Consider the following 5,830-nt stretch of genomic DNA (forward strand, 5'->3'; position numbering starts at 1 on the left):
GTAGCCCCCTGAGATTCACCACAATGAGATGCTTCTGCCAAAAAACGATTTTTTCAGGAGTAACTAGCTAACGCTGGTGTCGGCTGGGGCCCCGAACACTTTTCTAGCGGCTGTATGGGTTGTCCAAATTTATTAATTCTTATACAACAAAAAAGAGGCAGGGTTTTCCCACCTCTTTCCACTACTATTCCAATACTTCCGCAATAATTGCCAGCACGAGCTCGGACGCCTTGTACAGTTCGGACAAAGGCATGCGCTCGTTTTTGGTGTGAATCTCTTCATATCCGATTCCGAAGTTGACGCTCGGTATGCCGTACCCGTTGAACACGTTGCCGTCGCTGCCTCCCCCGCTGGATATCAGGCTGGGTTCGCGGCCGATGCGTTTTACCGCAGCGATCGCCTTCTTCACCACAGGGGTCTCTTCCGAGTATTTGTATCCGTGGTACATGAAAATGACTTCGTTCTCGCAGCGGGCACCCATCTCTGCCGCTGCTTCTTCAAACGCAGTCGTCATGGTTTTCACCTGTTGCTCCAGTTTGTCCATGACCAGACTGCGCGCTTCCGACCAGATTTCCACGTAATCGGTAACGATGTTGTACGCCTTTCCGCCTTCAAAGCGGCCGACATTTGCAGTCGTATCCGCGTCAATCCGTCCCAGCGGCATGCGGGAAATGGCCTTGCTGGCCACAGTGATGGCGCTGATTCCGTCTTCCGGATTCACACCGGCGTGCGCTGCTTTTCCGTGGATTTTGGTGATGATGCGGTATTGACCGGCACCGGCAACGGTAATCTTGCCCACCGGTCCCTCCGAGTCGAGGATGAAGCCTATTTCCGCCTTCAGCAGACTGGAATCCATGGCGCGGGAACCAACGAGACCTGACTCTTCTCCAACGGTCAGGACCACTTGAATGGTCGGATGCGGCAGGTTTTGCTCCTTCATCGTACGGATCGCTTCGAAGATGGCAGCAATGCCTGCCTTGTCATCGGCGCCGAGGATGGTGGTTCCGTCCGAATAGACATAGCCGTCGCGCACCTGCGGCTTTACTCCGTTCCCTGGAACGACCGTGTCCATGTGGCTGCTGAACAGGATGGTCGGCCCTTTCGCATTGCCTTCAAGTGTAGCGATCAGGTTGTTTGCCTCATGACCTGTTTTTGCTGCGGCATCGTCCTCTTCTACTGTAAAGCCCATTTCGATCAGCTTCTCTTTCAGCACCTTGTTGATTTTCGCTTCATGCTTGGTTTCGCTGTCGATCTGCACCAGTTCCAAAAACTCGTTTAACAAGCGCTCCTGGTTAATCAATATCCGTCTCCTCCTGATCTGTGAGCTCGTATGTACGACCCCTCACCGAACGTGAGGGCCTTGCAACATTCTTAAGTATACAGCAAAAATATTTTTTTTACCATGCAATAGGCCGTTCAATCGTGTTTTATAGCGGAATATTGCCGTGCTTCTTCGCCGGCCGCTCGTCCCGTTTGTTGCGCAGCATTTCCAGCGACCGTTTCAGATATTTTCGCGTCTCTCGCGGATCGATTACATCGTCCACCATGCCGTTTTCCGCTGCCACATACGGATTGGCGAACTTTTCGCGGTACTCGGCAATTTTGGACTGGCGGGTAGCGGCCGGGTTATCGCTCTGCTCGATATCGCGGGCAAAAATAATGTTGGCCGCCCCCTCCGGCCCCATGACGGCAATTTCCGCATTGGGCCACGCATAAACGACGTCTGCGCCGATCGCTTTCGAATTAAGCGCCACGTAGGCCCCGCCGTACGCTTTGCGGGTAATCACGCTGATTCTCGGTACGGTCGCTTCGGAATAGGCGTATAAAATTTTGGCCCCGTGGCGGATGATTCCGCCGTGCTCCTGATTGATGCCGGGGAAAAAGCCGGTCACGTCAACAAAGGTGATCAGCGGGATGTTGAAGGCGTCACACGTGCGGATAAAACGGGCCAGCTTGTCCGACGAGTCTATGTCCAGTCCTCCTGCCATCACTTTCGGCTGGTTGGCGATCAGGCCGACGCTCTGTCCGTCGATCCGCCCCAATCCCACGACAATATTGCGGGCGAAGTCAGGCTGCACCTCCATGAAGTCGCCGTGATCCACGATCTGCTCCAGTACCTTTTTGACGTCATATACCTTTGTGCCGGCTACCGGCACGAGGTCGACTAGACTTTCCAGCCAATCCCCGTCGTCCCCTTCGTACGGCACGCGCGGCGGTTCCTCGCGATAGTTTTGCGGCAGGAAGCTGAGCAGGCGGCGCACTTCCCCCAGGACTTCTTCCTCAGTCGGAGCCGTGAAATGGGCATTGCCGCTGATGCTCGAATGAACACTCGCGCCACCCAAATCCTCACTGGAGATCTTCTCGCCTGTCACGGTTTCAATCACCTTCGGTCCGGTGATAAACATTTGGGACGTTTTTTCCACCATGAAAACGTAATCGGTAATCGCCGGGGAGTAAACCGCCCCCCCTGCGCACGGGCCGAGAATAACGGAGATCTGCGGGATTACACCGGAATAGATCGAGTTTCGGTAAAAAATATGGCCGTACCCGTCCAAGGACACAACGCCTTCCTGGATCCGCGCTCCCCCCGAATCGTTCAGCCCGACCACTGGGGCCCCGTTTTTGGCTGCCAGATCCATGATGTTGGCGATTTTTTTGGCGTGCATTTCTCCCAACGCTCCGCCGAATACGGTAAAATCCTGGGCGAAAACGTATACCAGGCGACCGTTGATCTTGCCGTAGCCCGTAACAACCCCTTCACCAGGAGCATCCCATTTATCCATGCCAAAGTTGGTGGCGCGGTGTTTCACAAACGGCTGCAGTTCGACAAAACTGTCCCGGTCCAAGAGGATGTCCAATCGTTCCCGCGCCGTTAATTTTCCCCGGTTGTGCTGAGCGGCGATACGCTCGTCTCCGCCGCCCTGTTCCACTTTGCGTTTTCTCTCGTACAGTTCATCAATTTTTTCATACATCTGCTCGCTCATTCGCTGTTTCCTCCCACCTTCTCTGCCGGGTACTGGCAGAGTTCAAACAACACGCCGCCTGCCGCCTTCGGGTGCAAAAAAGCGATCTGCGCACCATGCGCTCCCTCTTTGGGAGTTTCGTGAATCAATGGGACTCCGTTCGCTGAAAGCCGTTCCAATCGGGCGTGGATGTCGTCGACGTCCAAAGCGATATGGTGGATGCCCTCCCCCCGCTTGTCGATAAACTTGGCGATCGGACTCTCGTCACTGAGCGGTTCCAACAGCTCGAAGCGGCTCTCCCCGACAGCCAAAAAGGCAATCTTCACCTGTTCGCTGGCCACTTCCTCCGTGCCCAAGAGGGAAAGACCCAACTGCTGTGTATAAAACGGCAGCGCCGCTTCCAAACTTCTTACGGCAATCCCGATGTGCGCCATTTTTTTCGGCGGCTGCACAAACGACATGGCTTTTCGTTTCACGTTGGCGCGGATGTAATCAGCCGTCACGGAGGTAGGGGTGCCCGGTGTAAAGATTTCCGAAATTCCCTGCGATTTCAGAAACGGAATATCTTCTTGTGGAATCACACCACCCCCGACAATCAAAATATCGTCGGCTCCTTGCTCCTGCAACAGCCGCGCTACCTCAGGAAACAACTCGTTATGCGCGCCGGACAGGCAGGAAAGCCCGATACAATCGACATCTTCCTGAATCGCCGCACTGACGATTTGCGCCGGAGTTTGGCGCAGCCCGGTATAGACCACTTCCATTCCCTCGTCCCGCAGTGCCTGGGCAACGACGAGCGCCCCCCTGTCATGTCCGTCCAGACCAGGTTTGGCGACCAATACACGTATCTTTCTCTCCATGAAGGATCCCCCTCGCATTCATTCGATGTTCTGCGGTTGATGAAACCTAGACCGCACGGTACTCGCCGAACACCTGTCTCAGTACGCCGCATATTTCCCCAATGGTGGCGTAGCTCTTTACGCAGTCGAGTATAAGCGGCATCAGATTGTCCGTTCCTGCCGCCCCGGCACGAAGCCGATTGAGCGTTTGTTCAACTTGCTGGTAGTCACGTTTTGCCCGCAGCGCGTCCAGCTTCTCCTTTTGTTTGCGTCCCAGGCTGGGATCGACGCGAAGAAGTTCCGGTTGCGGCTCGTTTTCCAGCTGAAAGCAGTTCATGCCGATGACCTTTTCTTCACCGGATTCAATTTTGCGCTGCGTGTCATACGCTTGCTTGTGAATTTCCCGCTGCATGTAACCGGCTTCCACGGCGGCGACTGCTCCGCCCATCTGCTCGATTTTTTCCATGTACTCCAGCGCCTTCAGTTCGATTTGATCGGTCAGGTATTCGACGTAATAGGATCCGCCCAACGGATCTGCCGTGTCTGTCACGCCGCTTTCATAGGCGATAATTTGCTGCGTGCGAAGGGCTATACGGGCAGACTCCTCTGTCGGCAGCGCGAGCGCCTCGTCCCGGGAGTTGGTGTGCAAGCTCTGCGTTCCTCCCAACACAGCTGCAAGAGCCTGAATGGTGACGCGAACGATGTTGTTGTCCGGCTGCTGGGCCGTGAGCGTAGAGCCGCCTGTCTGCGTATGGACGCGGAACTGCCAGGACTTCGGATTTTTCGCGCCGTAACGCTCCTTCATCAACCGTGCCCAAATGCGGCGAGCAGCCCGGAACTTGGCGATCTCTTCGAAAAAGTGATTGTGACCGTTAAAGAAGAAAGACAGCTGCGGTGCAAATTGGTCAATGTCGAGTCCGGCCAAGAGAGCCGCTTCCACATAGGCGATCCCGTCTGCCAGCGTAAAGGCAACTTCCTGCACGGCTGTCGAACCCGCTTCACGGATGTGGTAGCCGCTGATGGAGATCGTGTTCCACTTCGGAACATGCTGCGCACAATAGGCGAAGATGTCGGTAATCAGGCGCATCGACGGCTTCGGTGGAAAAATGTACGTTCCCCGCGCGATATATTCTTTCAGGATATCGTTTTGGATGGTGCCGGAAAGCTTTTCAGACGGTACGCCCTGTTTTTCTCCCACGGCGATGTACATCGCCAGCAGGACAGAGGCAGGAGCATTGATCGTCATCGATGTGCTGACGCGATCCAGCGGGATTCCCGCCAACAGCGTTTCCATATCTTCCAAAGAGTCAATCGCCACGCCTACTTTTCCCACCTCACCGGCTGCCATCGGATCATCGGAATCGTAACCGATCTGGGTAGGCAGGTCAAAAGCGACACTTAATCCGGTCTGTCCTTGCTCCAACAGGTAGCGGAAGCGCTTGTTCGTCTCGTCTGCGGAGCCAAAACCTGCATACTGGCGCATGGTCCAGAAGCGTCCGCGGTACATGTTGGGCTGTACTCCACGGGTGAATGGATACTCTCCCGGGAACCCGATTTTTTCCATGTAAGCGTCATCAATCTCTTCCGGAACGTATAGCGGGTGTATCTCAATATCTGAAGAGGTGGCGAAGCGCTCTTTCCGCTCAGGAGTTTTTGACAGCCTCTTGGCCAGTTGCTGTTGCCACTCCTGATAGAGTTGGGTAAAATCTTTCGTAGACAATGACGAACACTCCATTTCCTTAAGACTAAACGAAAGAAAGGAAATCACTCCTGTTTTCATTCTAGCACAGCACAGGAGTATCGTACGACAATTTCCTATTTTCTTTCCTTTTATTATATCTGCTTGCGGTAATTGAGGAGGAGCTGCCGTGAAACAATCCACTGTCGCCAAAATACTCATTGTTTTCCTGGTTATTTCGCTGATTGTACCCACTTTCTTCTATTTCCAACCATAAAAAAAGCTTCGATTGAAGCCCTCTCGAAGAAGCTGGTTCTTCGTTAGAGGAAACTTTTTATGCGTTCCGGAAA

4 protein-coding genes are annotated in these 5,830 nt (G+C 54.1%); all 4 read right to left on the reverse strand.

Annotated elements, in window-relative coordinates:
• Positions 1-184: 184 nt before the first annotated feature.
• Complete coding sequence (locus ACE99V_RS20030; protein WP_400492971.1) at positions 185-1,300, reverse strand: M20/M25/M40 family metallo-hydrolase; 1,116 nt, start codon at positions 1,298-1,300, stop codon at positions 185-187.
• A 127-nt stretch (positions 1,301-1,427) separates the two neighbouring features.
• Positions 1,428-2,984, reverse strand: coding sequence for an acyl-CoA carboxylase subunit beta (locus ACE99V_RS20035; RefSeq protein WP_400492972.1), 1,557 nt, complete (start codon positions 2,982-2,984; stop codon positions 1,428-1,430).
• Complete coding sequence (mce, locus tag ACE99V_RS20040; RefSeq protein ID WP_400492973.1) at positions 2,981-3,823, reverse strand: methylmalonyl-CoA epimerase; 843 nt, start codon at positions 3,821-3,823, stop codon at positions 2,981-2,983. Before mce ends, ACE99V_RS20035 begins: the two co-directional genes overlap by 4 nt.
• Before the next feature lie 46 nt (positions 3,824-3,869).
• Positions 3,870-5,522, reverse strand: coding sequence for an acyl-CoA mutase large subunit family protein (locus tag ACE99V_RS20045; protein WP_400492974.1), 1,653 nt, complete (start codon positions 5,520-5,522; stop codon positions 3,870-3,872).
• Positions 5,523-5,830 lie beyond the last annotated feature (308 nt).

It is taken from the genome of Brevibacillus soli (assembly GCF_044759095.2).
Taxonomy (GTDB): Bacteria; Bacillota; Bacilli; order Brevibacillales; family Brevibacillaceae; genus JBIYSM02.

What these genes read in the sequence shown, in the direction of transcription:
- ACE99V_RS20035 (WP_400492972.1), bottom strand. Translation starts at nt 2,984, where the DNA reads ATGAGCGAGCAGATGTATGAAAAAATTGATGAACTGTACGAGAGAAAA.
- mce (WP_400492973.1), bottom strand. Translation starts at nt 3,823, where the DNA reads ATGGAGAGAAAGATACGTGTATTGGTCGCCAAACCTGGTCTGGACGGA.